Annotated in this window: 17 protein-coding genes and 3 pseudogenes; 18 read left to right on the forward strand and 2 right to left on the reverse strand. The window is 38.4% G+C overall.

Annotated features, from left to right (window positions below):
* Positions 1 to 12: 12 nt before the first annotated feature.
* The 7 genes from O3601_RS01115 to O3601_RS01145 all read left to right on the forward strand — a co-directional run bounded on the left by O3601_RS01115 (position 13) and on the right by O3601_RS01145 (position 6,357).
* Positions 13 to 873, forward strand: coding sequence for a methionyl aminopeptidase (locus O3601_RS01115; RefSeq protein ID WP_000631543.1), 861 nt, complete (start codon positions 13 to 15; stop codon positions 871 to 873).
* A gap of 266 nt (positions 874 to 1,139) precedes the next feature.
* Positions 1,140 to 1,847: a thiol-disulfide oxidoreductase-associated membrane protein CcdA2 gene (gene ccdA2 / locus O3601_RS01120; RefSeq protein WP_049524056.1), complete on the forward strand. Its 708-nt coding sequence runs from the start codon at positions 1,140 to 1,142 to the stop codon at positions 1,845 to 1,847.
* Positions 1,848 to 1,857: 10 nt separating this feature from the next.
* Positions 1,858 to 2,415, forward strand: coding sequence for a thiol-disulfide oxidoreductase-associated lipoprotein SdbB (gene sdbB / locus O3601_RS01125; RefSeq protein WP_371470509.1), 558 nt, complete (start codon positions 1,858 to 1,860; stop codon positions 2,413 to 2,415).
* A gap of 96 nt (positions 2,416 to 2,511) precedes the next feature.
* Positions 2,512 to 3,870, forward strand: a complete 1,359-nt coding sequence (gene rlmD / locus O3601_RS01130) for a 23S rRNA (uracil(1939)-C(5))-methyltransferase RlmD (RefSeq protein WP_371470511.1) — start codon at positions 2,512 to 2,514, stop codon at positions 3,868 to 3,870.
* A 154-nt stretch (positions 3,871 to 4,024) separates the two neighbouring features.
* Positions 4,025 to 4,642, forward strand: a complete 618-nt coding sequence (locus O3601_RS01135) for an SAP domain-containing protein (protein ID WP_371470513.1) — start codon at positions 4,025 to 4,027, stop codon at positions 4,640 to 4,642.
* A 278-nt stretch (positions 4,643 to 4,920) separates the two neighbouring features.
* Positions 4,921 to 5,802 (forward strand): diacylglycerol kinase family protein, encoded by an 882-nt coding sequence (locus O3601_RS01140; protein WP_371470515.1) that lies wholly within the window; start codon positions 4,921 to 4,923, stop codon positions 5,800 to 5,802.
* Positions 5,803 to 5,865: 63 nt separating this feature from the next.
* The gene (locus O3601_RS01145; protein ID WP_371470516.1) at positions 5,866 to 6,357 is read left to right on the forward strand and encodes a phosphoribosylanthranilate isomerase; all 492 of its coding nucleotides are present in this window, start codon (positions 5,866 to 5,868) and stop codon (positions 6,355 to 6,357) included.
* Positions 6,358 to 6,437: 80 nt separating this feature from the next.
* Here O3601_RS01145 and O3601_RS01150 read toward each other — a convergent pair.
* Positions 6,438 to 7,261: pseudogene (locus O3601_RS01150) on the reverse strand (ISL3 family transposase); the annotation flags it as partial.
* Between O3601_RS01150 and O3601_RS01155 the strand changes: the two are divergent.
* Positions 7,261 to 7,581, forward strand: a pseudogene (locus O3601_RS01155) (transposase family protein); the annotation flags it as partial. The pseudogenes O3601_RS01150 and O3601_RS01155 overlap by 1 nt on opposite strands.
* Here O3601_RS01155 and O3601_RS01160 read toward each other — a convergent pair.
* Complete coding sequence (locus O3601_RS01160; RefSeq protein WP_371470580.1) at positions 7,571 to 7,693, reverse strand: hypothetical protein; 123 nt, start codon at positions 7,691 to 7,693, stop codon at positions 7,571 to 7,573. The pseudogene O3601_RS01155 and the gene O3601_RS01160 sit on opposite strands and share 11 nt — an antisense overlap.
* Before the next feature lie 260 nt (positions 7,694 to 7,953).
* On the opposite strand from O3601_RS01160, the pseudogene O3601_RS01165 reads away from it, so the two are divergent.
* From O3601_RS01165 to glyQ, 10 genes and pseudogenes are all read left to right on the forward strand, one after another.
* Positions 7,954 to 9,696: pseudogene (locus O3601_RS01165) on the forward strand (glycoside hydrolase family 13 protein).
* A gap of 119 nt (positions 9,697 to 9,815) precedes the next feature.
* Positions 9,816 to 10,127 carry a hypothetical protein gene (locus O3601_RS01170; RefSeq protein ID WP_371470518.1) on the forward strand — a complete coding sequence of 104 codons (312 nt, stop codon included), beginning with the start codon at positions 9,816 to 9,818 and terminating at the stop codon, positions 10,125 to 10,127.
* Between the two features lie 3 nt (positions 10,128 to 10,130).
* On the forward strand, positions 10,131 to 10,859 hold the full coding sequence (locus O3601_RS01175; RefSeq protein ID WP_371470519.1) for an alpha/beta hydrolase: 729 nt from the start codon (positions 10,131 to 10,133) through the stop codon (positions 10,857 to 10,859).
* 477 nt (positions 10,860 to 11,336) lie between these two features.
* Entirely contained in the window at positions 11,337 to 12,188 is an 852-nt protein-coding gene (gene ylqF, locus O3601_RS01180; RefSeq protein WP_000201308.1) for a ribosome biogenesis GTPase YlqF, read from the forward strand.
* On the forward strand, positions 12,175 to 12,954 hold the full coding sequence (locus O3601_RS01185) for a ribonuclease HII (RefSeq protein ID WP_000201109.1): 780 nt from the start codon (positions 12,175 to 12,177) through the stop codon (positions 12,952 to 12,954). Before ylqF ends, O3601_RS01185 begins: the two co-directional genes overlap by 14 nt.
* A gap of 16 nt (positions 12,955 to 12,970) precedes the next feature.
* A complete protein-coding gene (locus O3601_RS01190; RefSeq protein ID WP_004248487.1) occupies positions 12,971 to 14,521 on the forward strand; it encodes a ClC family H(+)/Cl(-) exchange transporter in 1,551 nt (516 codons plus the stop codon).
* Positions 14,522 to 14,688: 167 nt separating this feature from the next.
* On the forward strand, positions 14,689 to 16,080 hold the full coding sequence (pgdA, locus tag O3601_RS01195; RefSeq protein WP_261084529.1) for a peptidoglycan-N-acetylglucosamine deacetylase PgdA: 1,392 nt from the start codon (positions 14,689 to 14,691) through the stop codon (positions 16,078 to 16,080).
* Positions 16,081 to 16,156: 76 nt separating this feature from the next.
* Positions 16,157 to 16,999, forward strand: a complete 843-nt coding sequence (locus O3601_RS01200; RefSeq protein WP_000844559.1) for an aldo/keto reductase — start codon at positions 16,157 to 16,159, stop codon at positions 16,997 to 16,999.
* A gap of 272 nt (positions 17,000 to 17,271) precedes the next feature.
* Complete coding sequence (locus tag O3601_RS01205; RefSeq protein WP_371470521.1) at positions 17,272 to 18,033, forward strand: elongation factor Tu; 762 nt, start codon at positions 17,272 to 17,274, stop codon at positions 18,031 to 18,033.
* A 192-nt stretch (positions 18,034 to 18,225) separates the two neighbouring features.
* Positions 18,226 to 19,143, forward strand: coding sequence for a glycine--tRNA ligase subunit alpha (gene glyQ, locus O3601_RS01210; protein ID WP_371470522.1), 918 nt, complete (start codon positions 18,226 to 18,228; stop codon positions 19,141 to 19,143).
* Positions 19,144 to 19,225: the final 82 nt, after the last annotated feature.

The raw sequence follows: 19,225 nt of genomic DNA on the forward strand, positions 1-19,225 counted from the left end.
CTAGGAGAAAAAATGATAACATTAAAATCAGCTCGTGAAATTGAAGCTATGGACAAGGCTGGGGATTTTCTAGCAAGTATTCATATCGGCTTACGTGATTTGATTAAGCCTGGCGTAGATATGTGGGAAGTTGAAGAATACGTTCGCCGTCGTTGTAAGGAAGAAAATTTCCTTCCGCTTCAGATTGGAGTTGACGGTGCCATGATGGACTATCCTTATGCTACCTGTTGCTCTCTTAACGATGAAGTAGCTCACGCTTTCCCTCGTCACTATATCTTGAAAGATGGTGATTTGCTCAAGGTTGACATGGTTTTGGGAGGTCCAATTGCTAAATCTGACCTGAATGTCTCAAAATTAAACTTCAACAATGTTGAACAAATGAAGAAATACACTCAGAGCTATTCTGGTGGTCTTGCAGACTCATGTTGGGCTTATGCTGTTGGTACACCGTCCGAAGAAGTGAAAAACTTGATGGATGTAACCAAAGAAGCTATGTACAAGGGGATTGAGCAAGCTGTTGTTGGAAATCGTATCGGTGATATCGGTGCGGCTATTCAAGAATACGCTGAAAGTCGTGGATACGGTGTGGTGCGAGATTTGGTTGGTCATGGTGTTGGCCCAACTATGCACGAAGAACCAATGGTTCCTAACTATGGTATTGCAGGTCGAGGACTCCGTCTTCGTGAAGGAATGGTCTTGACTATTGAACCAATGATCAATACAGGTGACTGGGAAATCGACACAGATATGAAGACTGGTTGGGCGCATAAGACCATTGACGGTGGATTGTCATGTCAGTATGAACACCAATTTGTCATTACGAAAGATGGACCTGTTATCTTGACTAGCCAAGGTGAAGAAGGGACTTATTAAAATAAGTAAAAGTAGATTGAAGAAAAAGTCGACTTGGACAAATTTCTTCAATCTTTTTCTTTTATCTATAATGAAATGAAAAAAACGAACAACTTGATTGGGAAATTCAAATCAATTTCCAACAATGTTTTAGAAAACATAGTGTACTATTAAAGAGTTTGTTTCACATAATATAATGACAAAAACAGTTAACCGTAGCAAACTTGATACAAATTTTAATATTTATAGTACAATAGTTTTAAATTCTTAAGAAAGTTGGTTCTTTATTGGAAACGATAGTCTTTTCAATCTCTGTTTTTTTAGCAGGGGTCTTGTCCTTCTTTTCTCCCTGTATTTTTCCTCTTCTGCCAGTTTATGCTGGAGTTTTATTGGATGATCAGGAAAGTGCAAAAAGCTTCTCCTTATTTGGAAGAAAAGTCGCTTGGTCAGGCTTGATTCGAACGCTTTGCTTTATCGCAGGTATCTCTCTCATTTTCTTTATTTTAGGATTTGGTGCTGGTTACTTTGGTAATATTCTCTATGCCAATTGGTTTCGCTATACCATGGGAACAATTATTATCATTTTAGGCCTTCACCAGATGGAAATTTTTCATTTTAAGAAATTAGAGGTTCAAAAAAGCTTTACTTTTAAGAAATCAGAAGCCAATCGTTATTGGTCGGCCTTTTTACTCGGTATTACCTTTAGCTTCGGTTGGACGCCTTGTATCGGTCCAGTTTTGAGTTCTGTTTTAGCGCTTGCGGCTTCTGGAGGCAATGGCGCTTGGCAAGGTGCTATTTATACCTTGATTTACACTCTGGGGATGGCAATTCCTTTCTTGGTCTTGGCCCTAGCTTCAGGAGTCGTGATGCCTTATTTTAGTAAAATCAAGCGTCATATGATGCTACTGAAGAAAATTGGTGGTTTCCTCATTATTTTAATGGGAATTTTGTTACTATTAGGACAAGTAAATGTTCTAGCTGGAATTTTTGAATAAAGGAGAACAAATGAAAAAAATAATATTTGCTGGCTTAAGCCTCTTGTCATTAGTCGTATTGATAGCCTGTGGTGAGGAAGAGACTAAACAGACTCAAGCAGCACAACAGCCAAAACAACAAACGACTGTACAACAAATTGCTGTTGGAAAAGATGCTCCAGATTTTACCTTGCAATCTATGGACGGTAAAGAAGTTAAGTTATCTGATTATAAGGGTAAAAAAGTCTATTTGAAGTTTTGGGCTTCCTGGTGTGGTCCATGTAAGAAAAGTATGCCTGAGTTGATGGAATTAGCTGCAAAACCAGATCGCGATTTTGAAATTCTTAGTGTCATTGCACCGGGTATTCAAGGTGAAAAAACTGTTGAGCAATTCCCACAATGGTTCCAAGATCAAGGTTATAAGGATATCCCAGTTCTTTATGATACAAAGGCAACTACCTTCCAAGCTTATCAAATCCGAAGCATTCCTACAGAATACCTGATTGACAGTCAAGGAAAGATTGGAAAGATACAATTTGGTGTTATCAGCAACGCGGATGCAGAAGCAGCCTTTAAAGAAATGAACTAGAATAGATAAAGAGAATCTGATTACAAATTTCATGGTATAATAGATGGTAACCGTAACGTTGCCGTCTTTTTTGTCGGCCAATAGAAAGAGAAGAGAATGTTAAAGAAAAATGATATTGTAGAAGTTGAAATTGTTGACTTGACCCATGAAGGGGCAGGAGTTGCCAAGGTGGATGGTTTGGTCTTTTTTGTAGAGAATGCTTTGCCGAGTGAAAAAATCCTCATGCGAGTCCTCAAGGTCAATAAAAAGATTGGCTTTGGGAAGGTTGAAGAATACCTTGTCCAATCACCACACCGTAATCAAGATCTAGATTTGGCTTACCTGCGTTCAGGAATCGCGGATTTAGGTCATCTTGCCTATCCAGAACAGCTCAAGTTTAAAACCAAGCAGGTCAAGGACAGTCTATACAAGATTGCTGGAATTGCAGATGTAGAGGTTGCTGAAACGCTTGGTATGGAAAATCCAGTCAAGTATCGCAACAAGGCACAGGTCCCTGTACGTAGAGTGAATAGTATCTTGGAAACTGGCTTTTTCCGTAAGAATTCTCATGACCTCATGCCTCTTGAAGATTTCTTTATCCAAGATCCTGTGATTGACGAGGTAGTAGTAGGCCTACGTGACTTGCTCCGCCGTTATGATTTGAAACCTTATGATGAAAAGGAACAATCTGGCTTGATTCGTAATCTTGTGGTGCGTCGCGGACACTATTCTGGACAAATCATGGTTATTTTAGTGACCACTCGTCCGAAGATTTTTCGTGTTGACCAATTGATTGAACAATTAATCAAGCAGTTCCCAGAGATTGTGTCTGTTATGCAAAATATCAACGACCAGAACATCAATGCAATTTTTGGTAAAGACTGGCGTACCCTTTATGGACAAGATTTTATCACTGACCAGATGTTGGGAAATGACTACCAAATCGCTGGACCCGCTTTTTACCAGGTCAATACTGAAATGGCTGAAAAACTCTATCAAACAGCCATTGACTTTGCGGAATTAAAAGAAGATGATGTGGTTATTGATGCCTATTCTGGTATCGGGACAATTGGCCTCTCTGTTGCGAAACATGTAAAGGAGGTTTATGGTGTTGAAGTAATTCCAGAAGCGGTTGAGAATAGCAAGAAGAATGCCCAATTAAACAATATTTCAAACGCCCACTATGTCTGTGATACAGCCGAAAATGCCATGAAAAATTGGCTCAAGGAAGGTATTCAACCAACCGTTATTCTAGTGGACCCACCAAGAAAAGGGCTCACAGAAAGCTTTATCAAGGCAAGTAGCCAAACAGGAGCAGACCGCATAGCCTATATCTCATGCAATGTCGCTACTATGGCGCGTGATATCAAACTCTACCAAGAATTGGGATATGAGTTGAAGAAAGTCCAGCCGGTTGATCTTTTTCCGCAGACGCACCATGTCGAGTGTGTAAGCTTGTTGGAGAAACGAAGTTAATCCTCAAAAGGTTCCCCGAATCTTTTGAGTTCCACAAACGCATCACGTGGAGTGTGTAAGTTTGTTAGTGAAACGGAGCTAATGCTCAAAATAAAGAAACTAAAACTCCATTATTTTAAGATGAAAAACTAAATTTTTCTGTGGAGCTAAAATATTGATAGAGAACAGACCAGAATTTGATAAAATCACTTCGTTTGATGAGTTTAATAAATATTATTGGTATCGTGATGAACTTTCACAAATATGCAAGTTATTAGAACTTGAATATAGAGGTACAAAACAAGAACTCAATCATATTATCGAGCAGTACTTTAAGGGGAATTTGATTAAAAAATCATCAACAAAAAGAAATAAGAAACGAGTGGCAGCTATTGCCTTAGATACGCCCTTACTTGAATGTGGATTCTCCTTTAATACACACTTTAGAGAATATTTCTCAACTTTAACAGGTGTTTCGCCATTTAAATTTACTGCTGATATGGCTACAGCATGGAGAAAAGTAAAAAGAGAAAATGATTTGAGTTTTACAATCCAAGATATGCTAAAAGTTTATTATGGAAATTCAGATTATGCCAAGTATGATCATTCGGTTTGTCAATGGAACCAATTTCTAAAGGATTTCTGTGCAGACGAAAATAGTCTTAACTATTCAAACAAGTTAAAAGTAGCTTCTATTCTTTGGAAAGAAGTTAGAAATTCAAAAGCTGAAAAAATTTATTCAAAGAATCTTTTGACTGAATATGCTGATAAAATAAAAGAGTATGATAAGTAGAAACTCCATCTCACTTGGTGGCGACAGTGATACTCTCGCAGCAATTACTGGCAGCATAGCAGAGGAAGCTTATGGTATTCCTGATTGGATTAAGGATAAGACCTACTCTTACTTGGATGAACACTTAAAGGATGTAGTTATGCGATGGGAAAATAAAAGTCTATTAATCTCCAGTACGTCAGATTTCTCTTTTCTGTATTTTCATTGTATAATAGGGGTACATTTAATTTCATATAATGAAATATAAAGATTTCTAACGAATATTAAGGAGAAAATTAATGAAAAAAGCAATGGTAATTATCAACCCTACCTCTGGTGGGGAAAAGGCCTTGGATTACAAAGAAAAGCTGGAGAATAAAGCAAAAGAATACTTTGAGCACGTGGAAACCAAAATTACCGAAAAGGCGCTGGATGCAACAAATTTTGCTGAAGAAGCGTCTCGTGAGCAGTACGATGCAGTGGTTGTTTTTGGTGGAGATGGGACTGTCAACGAAGTCATTTCTGGTATTGCTGAGAGAGACTACATTCCTAAGTTGGGTATTATCCCTGGGGGTACGGGTAATCTCATTACAAAACTGTTGGAAATCAATCAAGGCATCGATGGCGCTATTGAGGAACTCGATTTTAACTTAACCAACAAGATTGATATCGGTAAAGCAAATGACAATTATTTTGGTTATATCTTTAGTATCGGTTCACTTCCTGAGGCGATTCACAATGTTGAAATCGAGGACAAGACAAAATTTGGTATTCTTGCCTATGCTGTAAATACCATGAAGTCTATCATGACGGATCAGGTCTTTAACATTAAGGTTGAGACAGAAAATGGAAATTATGTTGGTGAAGCTAGCCATGTTTTGGTTCTCTTGACAAATTACTTCGCTGATAAGAAAATCTTTGAAGAAAACAAAGACGGCTATGCCAATATCTTGATTCTGAAAGATGCCTCTATATTTTCCAAATTATACGTCATTCCTGATTTATTAAAAGGGGATGTTGTTGGTAATGATAATATTGAGTATATCAGAGCGCGTACTATTAAGATCTCTTCAGATAGTGAATTGGAGTCAGATGTTGACGGCGATAAATCGGATAACCTACCTGTAGAAATCAAAGTCCTAGCTCAGCGAGTAGAAGTATTTTCGAAACCGAAAGAGTAGAAGGTAAAAATTAGTTTATTATTCACAACGAAATTAAGTCCTATATCAACGATTGGAGGAGGAATGAATTCTCTATTTGATGAATTTCGAACAATTTGTTCTCATTTAAACCAAGTCGGAATCACTCCGACGCTCATGGGGTCTTTGGGGTTTGAATACCGATCAAATGAAGAATGGCAGCCGTCCGACATTGACATTCATGTGCCTGGTGATCCTAGAGGTTGGGAAGCACCTGATCATCTCAGAATTTATGACTGGGACAGGATAATGAAAGTGATGAAACACTTAGGATATGCCTTAATAGATATTCATGAGCATGAATTCAAAAAAGATGGTCTGAGTGTTGAATTCGGAAGTATTGATTCTTTACCTGATTTTGCAGGAGTTTCGGAATCGGATATAGAGCTGATTCATCTCGAAAACATCACTTTTCGCATTCCAAATCTAGAACAGTTTTTAAGTATTTACAAGGCTTCTTCCCAAGATTCTTATCGAAATGAGCACAATAACAATAAGGATTTTAAAAAAATAGAGTGGTTGCAAAGATATTTGTAAATCATCATTTGAAAAGTAGCAAGTTGTAGGACTGGCTGCTTTTTTAGGCTCTTTGTCAACTGTAGTGGGTTGAAGAAAAGCTAAGCTCGATAAAGGACAAAATTCGTCCTTTCTTTTTTGATGTTCAGAGCAATAAAAATCCTTTTTTAAAGTTTTCAAAGTTCCGAAAACCAAATGCATTTCGTTTGATAAGTTTGATGAGATTATTGGTTGCTTCCAATTTTGCGTTAGAATAGGGTAATTGAAGGGCGTTGACGATTTTCTCTTTGTCCTTTAGAAAGGTTTTAAAGACAGTCTGAAAAAGAGGATGAACCTGCTTTAGATTGTCCTCAATGAGTCCGAAAAATTTTTCAGGCTCCTTATTCTGGAAGTGAAAAAGCAAGAGTTGATAGAGATGATAGTGATCTTTCAAGTCTTCTGAATAGCTTAATAGTTTATCAAGAATCTCTTTATTGGTTAAGTGCATGCGAAAAGTAGGGCGATAAAATCGCTTATCGCTAAGTTTACGGCTATCCTGTTGGATGAGCTTCCAGTAACGCTTGATAGCCTTGTATTCATGGGATTTTCGATAAAACTGATTCATAATTTGGACACGCACACGACTCATGGCACGACTTAGATGTTGAACAATGTGAAAGCGATCAAGTACAATTTTTGCATTCGGAAAAAGTTGTCTAGCCAAGTCATAGTAGGGACTAAACATATCCATAGTAATGATTTTCACCTGACAGCGAACGGCTCTATCGTAGCGCAGAAAGTGATTTCGGATGATAGCCTGTGTTCTGCCTTCAAGAACAGTGATGATGTTGAGATTATCAAAATCTTGTGCAATGAAACTCATCTTGCCCTTAGTGAAGGCATACTCGTCCCAGGACATAATCTCAGGAAGACGAGAAAAATCAGGCTCCATCTTGTCCTGATTGTGGAAGTCAAATGAAGAAATATGACTTTCAAAAACCGTCTAAGATCCCCTACCTCGAAACGACTGGTATGACTACTAGAATTCTACTTAGAAAGCGTCGGTTTAAGTGCTATCAGTGCTCTAAAATGATGGTCGCTGAGACTCCTCTAGTAAAGAAAAATCATCAAATCCCTCGTATCGTCAATCAAAAGATTGCTCAGAAGCTGATCGAAAAGACTTCTATGACCGATATTGCCCATCAGCTTTCCATTTCAACGTCAACTGTTATTCGCAAGCTCAATGACTTCCGTTTTAAGCCTGATAATCCAGTTTAGCGATGATTTCTTTGTGGGTATCCCTATTAATAACATCCATAATTTGGATATTAGGGTCTTTGATATCGAGTAGTTTTGTGATAAAATGTAATTGTTCCATATGAATCTTTCTAATGAGTTGTTTGGTCGCTTTTCATTATAGATCTTATGGGACTTTTTTCTACAACAAAAACGGCTCCATAAGATCTATAGGGGATTTACCCACTACAAATATTATAGAGCCCTTTTTATTTATAGAACCAAACCACTAGAATCTACGGACAAGCCTTGAAAATAAAATACGAAAGTAGTATACTGGGATTATGATTATGAAAACGTTTGCGCAATAAGATAAATAAAAGTGAATTAGGAAACAGAACAATGGAATTAACAGCCATTTACCACAGACCAGAATCAGAGTATGCCTATCTTTATAAGGATAAGAAACTTCATATTCGTATTCGAACTAAGAAAGAGGATATTGAAAGCATCAACTTGCATTATGGTGACCCTTTTATCTTTATGGAGGAGTTGTATCAGGATACAAAGCAAATGGCCAAGATAACTTCTGATGCCTTATTTGACTATTGGCAGGTTGAAGTGACAGTTGACTTTGCACGTATCCAGTATCTCTTTGAACTCAAGGATACAAAAGGTCAAAGTATTTTGTATGGTGATAAAGGGTGTGTGGACAATTCTCTAGAAAATCTTCATGCTATTGGAAATGGATTTAAGTTGCCCTATCTTCATGAGATTGATGCATGCCAGGTTCCTGACTGGGTTTCAAATACGGTATGGTATCAGATATTTCCTGAGAGATTTGCTAATGGAAATGCTCGATTAAACCCAGATGGGACTTTAGACTGGGATTCCTCTATCACACCCCAGAGTGATGATTTCTTTGGTGGTGATTTACAGGGGATTATTGACCATCTGGATTACTTGCAAGACTTGGGTATTACTGGGCTTTATCTTTGTCCTATCTTTGAATCTACGAGCAATCATAAATACAATACGACGGATTACTTTGAAATTGACCGTCATTTTGGAGACAAGGAGACCTTTCGGGAACTGGTGGAGCAAGCGCATCAGCGTGGTATGAAAGTCATGCTGGATGCTGTATTTAACCATATTGGTTCTCAATCTCCTCAATGGCAAGATGTTGTCGAAAATGGGGAGGAGTCCGCTTACAAAGATTGGTTCCATATTCAACAATTCCCAGTGACTACTGAAAAGCTGGCTAATAAGAGAGACTTACCCTATCATGCTTTTGGTTTCGAGGACTATATGCCTAAGCTAAATACGGCCAATCCAGAGGTCAAGGACTATCTTTTAACGGTTGCGACTTATTGGATTGAAGAGTTTGATATTGATGCTTGGCGTTTGGATGTGGCTAATGAGATTGACCATCAGTTTTGGAAGGATTTTCGCAAGGCAGTTTTAGCTAAAAAGCCTGATCTTTATATTTTAGGAGAAGTCTGGCATACGTCTCAGCCTTGGCTAAATGGAGATGAGTTTCATGCGGTCATGAATTATCCTTTATCTGATAGCATCAAGGACTATTTCTTACGAGGTGTTAAGAAGACAGACCAGTTCATCGATGAAATCAATGGCCAATCTATGTATTACAAACAGCAGATTTCAGAGGTTATGTTTAATCTCTTGGATTCGCATGATACAGAACGAATCTTGTGGATGGCCAATGAGGATGTTCAACTGGTCAAATCATCTCTAGCCTTTCTATTTTTACAAAAAGGAACACCGTGCATCTATTACGGAACAGAGTTATCCTTGACTGGCGGTCCAGACCCAGATTGTCGACGTTGTATGCCTTGGGAACGCGTATCAAGTGACAATGATATGTTGAATTTCATGAAGAAGCTAATCAAGATTCGCAAACACGCGTCAGCAATCATTTCGCAAGGCAAGTACAGCCTAAAATAAATCAAACAAAATGTAGTTGTCTTGGAATGGACATACGAAGGCTGGGTCCTTAAAGCCATCTTTAATCAATCAAAAGATGATTATCTTTTAGAAAAAGAAGTAGTAGCACTAGCAAGCAATTGCCAAGAATTGGAAAATCAGCTTGTCATCTCTCCAAATGGATTTGTGATTTTTCATTAAAGAGCAATTAAGAGTGACAGTAAAATTGTAATATTGAGAGCATTTTACAAACAGACTATTTGTCGTCTTGCTACAAATGATATATAATTTAACTTAGAGAAAATAGGAGGACTAATCAAATGGAATTAAAAGATTTTACAGAAAAAGAACAGGAAATGATTAAGAAGGGGCTTACGACGTCTAAGATTAGTGACAAGGAAACTTCTGAGAAAATTCTTGCACTAGTACCACAAGATTTGATTAAGCGAATCCCATTTTTCGTCAGAAAACATGCTACGACACGTACGATTAAACGCATTTCAATTGAACACCCTGAACTATACGCAGCAGCCCAAATAAGTGGTGAAATCCCAGAAAAAGAACGTGAAGAGTTACGTCAGATTATCACGACTATCTTTGAGCAAAAGATGAATAAGCATAGTATTAAGTAGAGAATGAAAAAATATTTTATTGGCGGTTTGGGAAGCAATGTCTATCATAGCAAGGATTTTTTTCAAGAACTAAATTCGCAGATTTATTTTCTAAATCCATATGAAAAGCATCTTCGAGATGAAACAGAATTGAAATCATGGTTTAAAAATGAGATTGTAGAGGAAGAATCTATCTGTCTGATAGGCCATTCTCTTGGAGGAGATTTGGCTCGTTATCTCGCATCGGAATTTTATGAAGTGACAAAACTGATTCTTTTGGATGGTGGCTATCTAGATTTAGATAAGATTTTGCCTTTAGATACAGAGTTAGAGGAAACTAAAAACTATATTGAATCTCAAGTCGTTTCGGACTTAAATCTTCTTATTTCTAAAGAAAAATCCGAAGCAAAGCATTGGTCAGAAAATATGGAGAAAGCCGTAAGACAGTCCTATCACTGGAATGTTGAGTATAATAGATATGAGTTAGCTATAAAATATGAAAATATAGAAGCGATACTCCGCCTACGAAGAAAAATCCAAGCTTTTAAGAGAGAAGTGGGAGATGCTTTGTTTATCAGTCCTCGCTATCCTGATGAAGCTACATGGAGAGAGGAAGTCCTAAAAGAATTACCAGATTATTTTGATACTATTTTTCTAGAAAACGTTAGCCATGAGCTTTATACTCAAGCACCCAAAGAAATCGATAATCTAATTAATGAGTGGTTCTCTTATTCTCACTGGGCTATTGAATAGGTTATTGTAATTAATATATAGTTGATTGAAATAAGATATGAACAAATTGATTAGGAATATCAAACTAATTTCGGTTCTTTGTCAACTGTAGTGGGTTAAAGAAAAGCTAAGCTCGAGAAAGGACACATTTCGTCCTTTCTTTTTTGATGTTGAGTCTTTGATATCGAGTGGTTTTGTGATAAAAAGTAATGATTCCATATGATTTTTTCTATGGAACTTTTTCTACACAAAATAGACTCCATAATATCCATAGGGGATTTACCCACTACAAATATTATAGAGTCGCTTTTTCTATTCAGGGAGCTTGAAGGGCTATCATCGGACAAAATAGAGAAGGCATGATATAATATAAAGTAGATTTCTATGTCATAAAACAAGAACTGTTTGGACATCATTCATTTTAAAACTTTCTATGTTCAGACGATAATAAAATAAAATAGGGGCTCTAAACCCTTGCTACGAAAGGAAAAAAACTCAATGGCTACTATTCAATGGTTTCCTGGCCACATGTCTAAAGCGCGTCGACAGGTTCAGGAAAATTTAAAATTTGTTGATTTTGTGACGATTTTGGTGGATGCACGCTTACCTCTATCTAGTCAAAATCCTATGTTGACCAAAATTGTTGGTGACAAACCAAAACTCTTGATTTTAAACAAGGCGGACTTGGCCGATCCAGCAATGACCAAGGAATGGCGTCAGTATTTTGAATCACAGGGAATCCAGACGCTGGCTATCAACTCCAAAGAACAAGTAACTGTAAAAGTTGTAACAGATGCGGCAAAAAAACTCATGGCTGATAAGATTGCTCGCCAGAAAGAACGTGGCATCAAGATTGAAACCTTGCGTACCATGATTATTGGGATTCCAAACGCTGGTAAATCAACTCTTATGAACCGTTTGGCTGGTAAGAAAATTGCCGTTGTCGGCAATAAACCAGGTGTGACAAAGGGTCAACAATGGCTCAAAACCAATAAAGACCTGGAAATCTTGGATACACCAGGGATTCTTTGGCCTAAGTTTGAGGATGAAACTGTTGCATTGAAACTGGCCTTGACAGGAGCTATCAAAGACCAGTTGCTTCCTATGGATGAGGTAACTATTTTTGGCCTCAATTATTTCAAAGAACATTATCCAGAAAAGTTGGCTGAACGCTTCAAACAAATGAAAATTGAAGAAGAAGCGCCTGTTATTATTATGGACATGACCCGTGCCCTCGGTTTCCGTGATGACTATGACCGTTTCTACAGTCTCTTCGTGAAGGAAGTCCGCGACGGCAAACTCGGTAACTATACCTTAGATACATTGGAAGACCTCAATGGCGACGATTAAAGAAATCAAAGAACTACTTGCAACGGTTAAGGAGTTAGAAAGCCCTATTTTTTTAGAGCTTGAAAAGGATAATCGCTCTGGAGTTCAAAAGGAAATCAGCAAGCGTAAAAAAGCCATTCAGGCAGAATTGGATGAGGATCTTCGTTTGGAATCCATGCTTTCCTACGAAAAAGAACTTTACAAGCAAGGATTGACCTTGATAGCAGGTGTTGACGAGGTTGGTCGTGGTCCTCTGGCTGGGCCTGTAGTCGCTGCAGCTGTTATTTTACCTCAAAATTGTAAGATTCAAGCCCTCAACGACAGTAAGAAAATTCCAAAAAAGAAACATCTGGAGATTTTCCAAGCCGTTCAGGACCAAGCTTTGTCAATCGGCATTGGTATCATGGATAATCAAATCATCGACCAAGTCAATATCTATGAAGCAACCAAACTGGCCATGAAGGAAGCAATCTCCCAGCTCAGTCCTCAACCTGAACATCTCTTGATAGATGCCATGAAACTGGATTTACCAATTTCACAAACATCTATCATCAAAGGAGATGCCAACTCCCTCTCTATCGCAGCAGCATCTATAGTAGCCAAGGTGACACGTGATGAATTGATGAAGGACTACGATCAGCAGTTCCCTGGCTATGATTTTACTGCTAATGCAGGATATGGAACAGCTAAACACCTGGAAGGCCTCACAAAACTAGGAGTTACCCCAATTCACCGAACCAGCTTTGAACCCGTTAAATCGCTGGTTTCAGGAGAAAAAGAAAGTTAAGTTAGAAGGAATGATTATGGAGGAACAGTCAGAAACACTCAGCTCCAAGAAAGAATTTGCCTTTGCCTCAAGCACCATATTATCCCAAGTTGGGCGAGGCATCATCGTGGGTCTCGTCGTCGGACTCATCGTCGGATCTTTTCGGTTTTTAATCGAAAAAGGCTTCCACCTGATACAAGGACTTTATCAAGATCAAGCGCACCTAGTGCGCAATCTTTTTATCATTGGTCTATTTTATTTAATAGTTTGTTGGCTCAGTGCGAAATTAACTCGGTCAGAAAAAGACATCAAAGGTTCAGGAATTCCTCAAGTTGAAGCCGAATTAAAGGGATTGATGACTCTCAACTGGTGGGGCGTACTTTGGAAAAAATATATTCTAGGAATTTTGGCTATTGCTAGTGGCCTTATGCTAGGGCGTGAAGGACCAAGTATTCAACTTGGAGCAGTCGGTGGTAAAGGAATTGCCAAATGGCTCAAATCCAGTCCAGTAGAGGAACGCTCCTTGATTGCTAGTGGAGCTGCCGCTGGTCTAGCTGCGGCCTTTAATGCACCTATTGCAGGACTTCTCTTTGTGGTAGAAGAAGTTTATCACCATTTTTCACGCTTTTTCTGGGTCTCCACTCTCGCAGCTAGTCTCGTAGCAAACTTTGTTTCTCTGCTCATATTTGGCCTAACACCCGTACTGGATATGCCAGACAACATCCCACTCATGACCCTAGACCAGTATTGGATTTACCTCCTTATGGGAGTTTTTCTTGGACTATCTGGTTTTCTCTATGAGAAGGCTGTGCTCAATGTTGGTCGAGTTTATGATTGGCTTGGTCAAAAAATCAATTTGGATAGAGCGTATTATCCAATTCTGGCCTTCATTCTCATCATACCAGTCGGAATCTTCTTACCCCAAATCCTTGGTGGTGGAAATCAGCTGGTTCTTTCCCTGACTAAGCAAGATTATAGTTTCCAAGTTCTATTAGCTTACTTTTTGATTCGCTTTGTTTGGAGCATGATTAGTTATGGAAGTGGCCTTCCAGGAGGAATTTTCCTACCCATTTTGGCGCTAGGTTCCTTACTTGGTGCTCTAGTTGGTGTTATTTGTGTCAATCTTGGACTTGTCAGTCAAGAGCAGTTTCCTATATTTGTCATTCTGGGAATGAGTGGCTATTTTGGAGCAATATCTAAGGCACCCTTAACCGCTATGATTCTGGTAACCGAAATGGTAGGAGATATTCGCAATCTCATGCCACTTGGATTAGTAACCCTAGTTGCCTACATCATCATGGATCTGCTCAAGGGTGCCCCAGTTTATGAGGCCATGCTAGAAAAAATGCTGCCTGAAGAAGCTTCAGACGAAGGAGAAGTCACTCTCATTGAAATCCCTGTTTCAGATAAAATAGCAGGAAAACAAGTACACGAACTCAACTTACCACATAACGTACTCATCACCACCCAAGTCCATAATGGTAAAAGCCAAACCGTTAACGGTTCAACCAGAATGTATCTCGGAGATATGATTCATCTAGTGATTCCAAAAAGTGAAATTGGGAAAGTAAAAGATTTATTGTTGTAGGAGTTTTTACATAATTTATGTTATGTAAAAATAAACTTCTTAATTAAATATATTAGAAAACCGATTCTCAGCAATGAGATCGGTTATTTTTTAATAACCCTCTTTTTTAATATACTATTCCCTCCAAAATCATTGAAATTATAGCCTGAATTTGATATGATATCTCTATGGATAAAAGTAGAGCAAAACGTGTTGAGCACGATAAAAAGAGAATCGGTTTAATAGCCCTGGTAGCTATCTTTTCGGTAAGTATCAGTGTCCTTGGTTCAATGATTGGATACAAAGTATATACAAAGCAAAGTTTCGAACAAAAAATTGAGTCTTTAAAAAATGATAAAGATAATCAATTGAGTGAGGGAAATCAGAAAGATCATTTTCGTAAGGGACAAGCAGAAGTAATTGCCTATTATCCTCTCCAAGGGGAGCAAGTGATTTCATCTGTAAAAGAAATCATGACACAGGATATTAAGGAAAATCTGGAAGACAAAGAAAATCTGGTTTTTTATTATACGGAGAAACAGGATTCGACTTTAAAAGGGATTGTCAACCGAAGTGTGATGAAACAAGTCTATGATTTAACTTCGTCAAAAGTTGAAGAGACTGAAAAAACTAGTCTGGCAAAAGTACATTTGACAGAAGATGGTAAACCTTTTACACTTGATCAACTATTTTCAGATGCTAGTAAGGCCAAAGAGAAACTGATAAAAGAACTGACTTCTTTTTTACAGGATAAGAAATTGGAGCAAGAAAAGATTGATCAAGTTGTTAAAGGTTTCTCTGACCAAGACTTGTCTGCATGGAACTTTGATTACAAGGATAGTCAGATTATCCTTTATCCGAGTCAGCCTGTTGAAAATCTGGATGAGATTGCCTTGCCAGTATCAAGTTTCTTTGAGGTCATTCAGTCCTCTTATTTATTAGATAAGGATGCAGAGCTATATAAGGCTTATTATGAAAAGAAAAATCGTAAAGTAGTGGCCTTGACTTTTGATGATGGACCAAATCCTGCGACGACAAATCAAGCATTAGATACACTTTCTAAGTATGGTATTAAGGCGACTTTCTTTGTTTTAGGTAAGAATGTTTCTGGCAATGAAGAGATTTTGAAACGTATGAAAGCAGATGGTCATGTCATTGGAAACCATAGTTGGAGCCATCCGATTCTCTCGCAACTTTCCCTTGATGAAGCTAAAAAACAAATTACTGATACTGAGGATGCGTTGACTAAGGTGCTGGGTTCTAGTTCAAAACTCATGCGTCCGCCTTATGGAGCCATTACAGACGACATTCGCAATAGTCTCGATTTGAGTTTTATTATGTGGGATGTAGATAGTCTGGACTGGAAGAGTAAAAATGAAGCAGCTATTTTGACAGAAATTCAGCGTGAAGTCAAGAATGGTTCTATTATTCTCATGCATGATATCCATGCTGAAACAGTGAATGCTCTGCCGAAGGTTATTGACTATTTGAAAGGGCAAGGTTATGACTTTGTTACCGTACCAGATTTGTTAGATTCTCGTCTTAAAGCTCACCAGCTCTATTACGACCGTGACCAATAATACACAAAATCTAAAGAGATAAGTTTTCTTTGAGAATTTGTTTCTTTGGATTTTCTTCTCATAGAAAGGAAAAATAATGAAATCTTACACTTTAAATAATGCCGTTCCAATTCCAGTTATAGGATTTGGAACCTGGAAAGCTGAAAATGGAGAGATTGCCTATCAAGCTGTCCTAGAGGCTTTAAAGGCAGGCTATCGCCATATCGATACGGCAGCGATTTATAAAAATGAAGAAAGCGTTGGACGTGCTATTCAAGATAGTGGTATTCCGAGGGAGGAAATTTTTGTAACAAGTAAACTCTGGAATACAAATCATAACTATGAGCAAGCTCGTCAAGCTTTTGAAGAGTCTTTAGCGAAGTTGGGCTTGGATTATTTGGATTTGTATTTGATTCATTGGCCAAATCCAAAACCGCTCAGAGAAAATGACCAATGGAAAATCCGAAATGCAGAAGTTTGGAGAGCGATGGAAGACCTCTATCAAGAAGGCAAAATCCGTGCTATTGGAGTTAGTAATTTCCTTCCCCATCATTTGGATGCCTTGCTTGAAACAGCAAAAATTCTTCCAGCGGTCAATCAAATTCGCTTGGCGCCAGGTGTGTATCAAGAGGAAGTTGTAGCTTACTGTAGAGAAAAAGGAATTTTATTGGAAGCTTGGGGACCTTTTGGTCAGGGAGAACTGTTTGATAGCAAGCAAGTGCAAGAAATCGCAGCAAATCATGGAAAGTCTGTTGCTCAGATAGCCTTGGCCTGGAGCTTGGCAGAAGGATTTTTACCGCTTCCGAAATCTGTCACAGCGTCTCGTATTCAGGCTAATCTTGATTGCTTTGGAATTGAACTGAGTCATGAGGAGAGAGAAACTTTAAAAACAATTGCTGTTCAGTCTGGTGCTCCACGAGTTGATGATATGGATTTCTAGAAAATCATAAAAAGAATTGTACATTGTTCTAATTTTTGCTATAATAGTTAGCAGGAAAGAAAGTCTTATGGCGTTCTTCAAGCGAGCTTGGGATAGTGGGAGCCAAGTAGGACAAAATAAAGAGCTGGCGCTTTCTGTAGTATTTTCAAAAACAATGAAGTAATAAATTAGGGTGGAACCGCGTTTTTGACGCCCCTAGGTTAAATCAACCTAGGATTGTCGGACGCGGTTCTTTCGCTTATTCAGTCTATTATGTGAAAGAAAGGAGAGACGTGAAAAACCTTTATCTTGTAAAAGACGATAGTCAACTAGCTGCATTTCGTGATTTTGTAGTAAGAAATACTGAAAAGTTGAAAGATTATCAATCTTTTTTAAAGAATGAACTTGCAGTCTGTGATTTACCGCAAGCTGTTATTTGGTCAAGTTTTAATGCTGCTACACAGATTATTAGGGAAAGTGCTGTTCCAGCCTATACAAATAATAGACGAATGGTTATGACGCCTGATTTAGCTGTTTGGAAAGAGTTGTATTTGTATCAGTTGATGGACTACGAGTGTTCTCAGCAAACTCAAGCAATAGAAAGTCACTATCATTCTTTATCTGAAAATTTCCTCTTACAGATTGTAGGACATGAGTTAGCTCATTGGTCGGAGCATTTTTTAGATGATTTTGATGGTTATGACTCTTATATCTGGTTCGAAGAGGGGATGGTTGAATATATTAGTCGCAAGTATTTCTTGACAGCAGAGGAATTTCAAGCGGAAAAAATTTGTAATCAATCTCTCGTAGAACTTTTTCAGAAGAAGTATGGTTGGCATTCATTGAATGATTTTGGTTCTTCGACTTATGATAAGAACTATGCAAGTATTTTTTACGAATACTGGCGTAGTTTTTTGACAATAGATAAGTTGGTAGAAAATCTAGGTAGTGTACAAGCGGTCTTCGATTCTTATCATTTATGGGCAAATACAGATAAAACTCTTCCTTTGTTAAATTGGTTTGTTCAGCAGAAATTAATTGAAAAAGAAATATAAAAACTAAAGGAGTAAACAATGTCTAAGAAATTAACATTTCACTGCGTCAGTGGCAGAGACCTCCTTACAGTCGAATTGCCCCACGCTCAGCACTAGAGTGCCTGAGCTAGACGCAGTACTAACTCGTCTTGCCTCGTATGATCGACGAGGCAGACTCGTGTCGCAAGTAATTTATAGAAAAAGGAGAAAATAATGTCTAAAAAATTGACTTTCCAGGAAATCATCCTTACTTTGCAACAATTTTGGAATGACCAAGGTTGTATGCTTATGCAGGCTTATGACAATGAGAAAGGGGCGGGAACAATGAGTCCTTACACTTTCCTTCGTGCTATCGGTCCTGAGCCATGGAATGCAGCTTATGTAGAACCATCACGTCGTCCTGCTGACGGTCGTTACGGGGAAAACCCGAACCGTCTTTACCAACACCACCAATTCCAAGTGGTTATGAAGCCTTCTCCATCAAATATCCAAGAACTTTACCTTGAATCTTTGGAAAAATTGGGAATCAATCCTTTAGAGCACGATATTCGTTTCGTTGAGGATAACTGGGAAAATCCATCAACTGGTTCAGCTGGTCTTGGTTGGGAAGTTTGGCTTGACGGGATGGAAATTACTCAGTTTACTTATTTCCAACAAGTGGGTGGATTGGCAACTGGCCCTGTGACTGCTGAAGTTACTTATGGTTTGGAACGCTTGGCTTCTTATATCCAAGAGGTTGATTCTGTCTATGATATCGAATGGGCCGATGGTGTAAAATACGGAGAAATTTTTATCCAGCCTGAGTACGAGCACTCAAAATATTCATTTGAAATTTCGGACCAAGAAATGTTGCTTGAAAACTTTGATAAGTTCGAAAAAGAAGCTGGTCGTGCCTTGGAAGAGGGCTTGGTTCACCCTGCCTATGACTATGTTCTCAAATGTTCACACACCTTTAACCTGCTTGACGCGCGTGGTGCCGTATCTGTAACAGAGCGTGCAGGCTATATCGCCCGTATCCGTAATTTGGCCCGTGTCGTAGCCAAAACCTTTGTTGCAGAACGCAAACGCCTAGGCTACCCACTTTTAGATGAAGTAACACGAGCTAAATTCTTAGCAGAAGACGCAGAATAAAGAAAGTGACAAATTACGAAAATGGGCGAACAGTGTGAGCCCTGAACCAGTTGCCGCAGTGATGAAGGTATCCTTAGTGAAG

Source organism: Streptococcus sp. 20925_1_69 (assembly GCF_041432365.1).
Lineage (GTDB): Bacteria > Bacillota > Bacilli > Lactobacillales > Streptococcaceae > Streptococcus.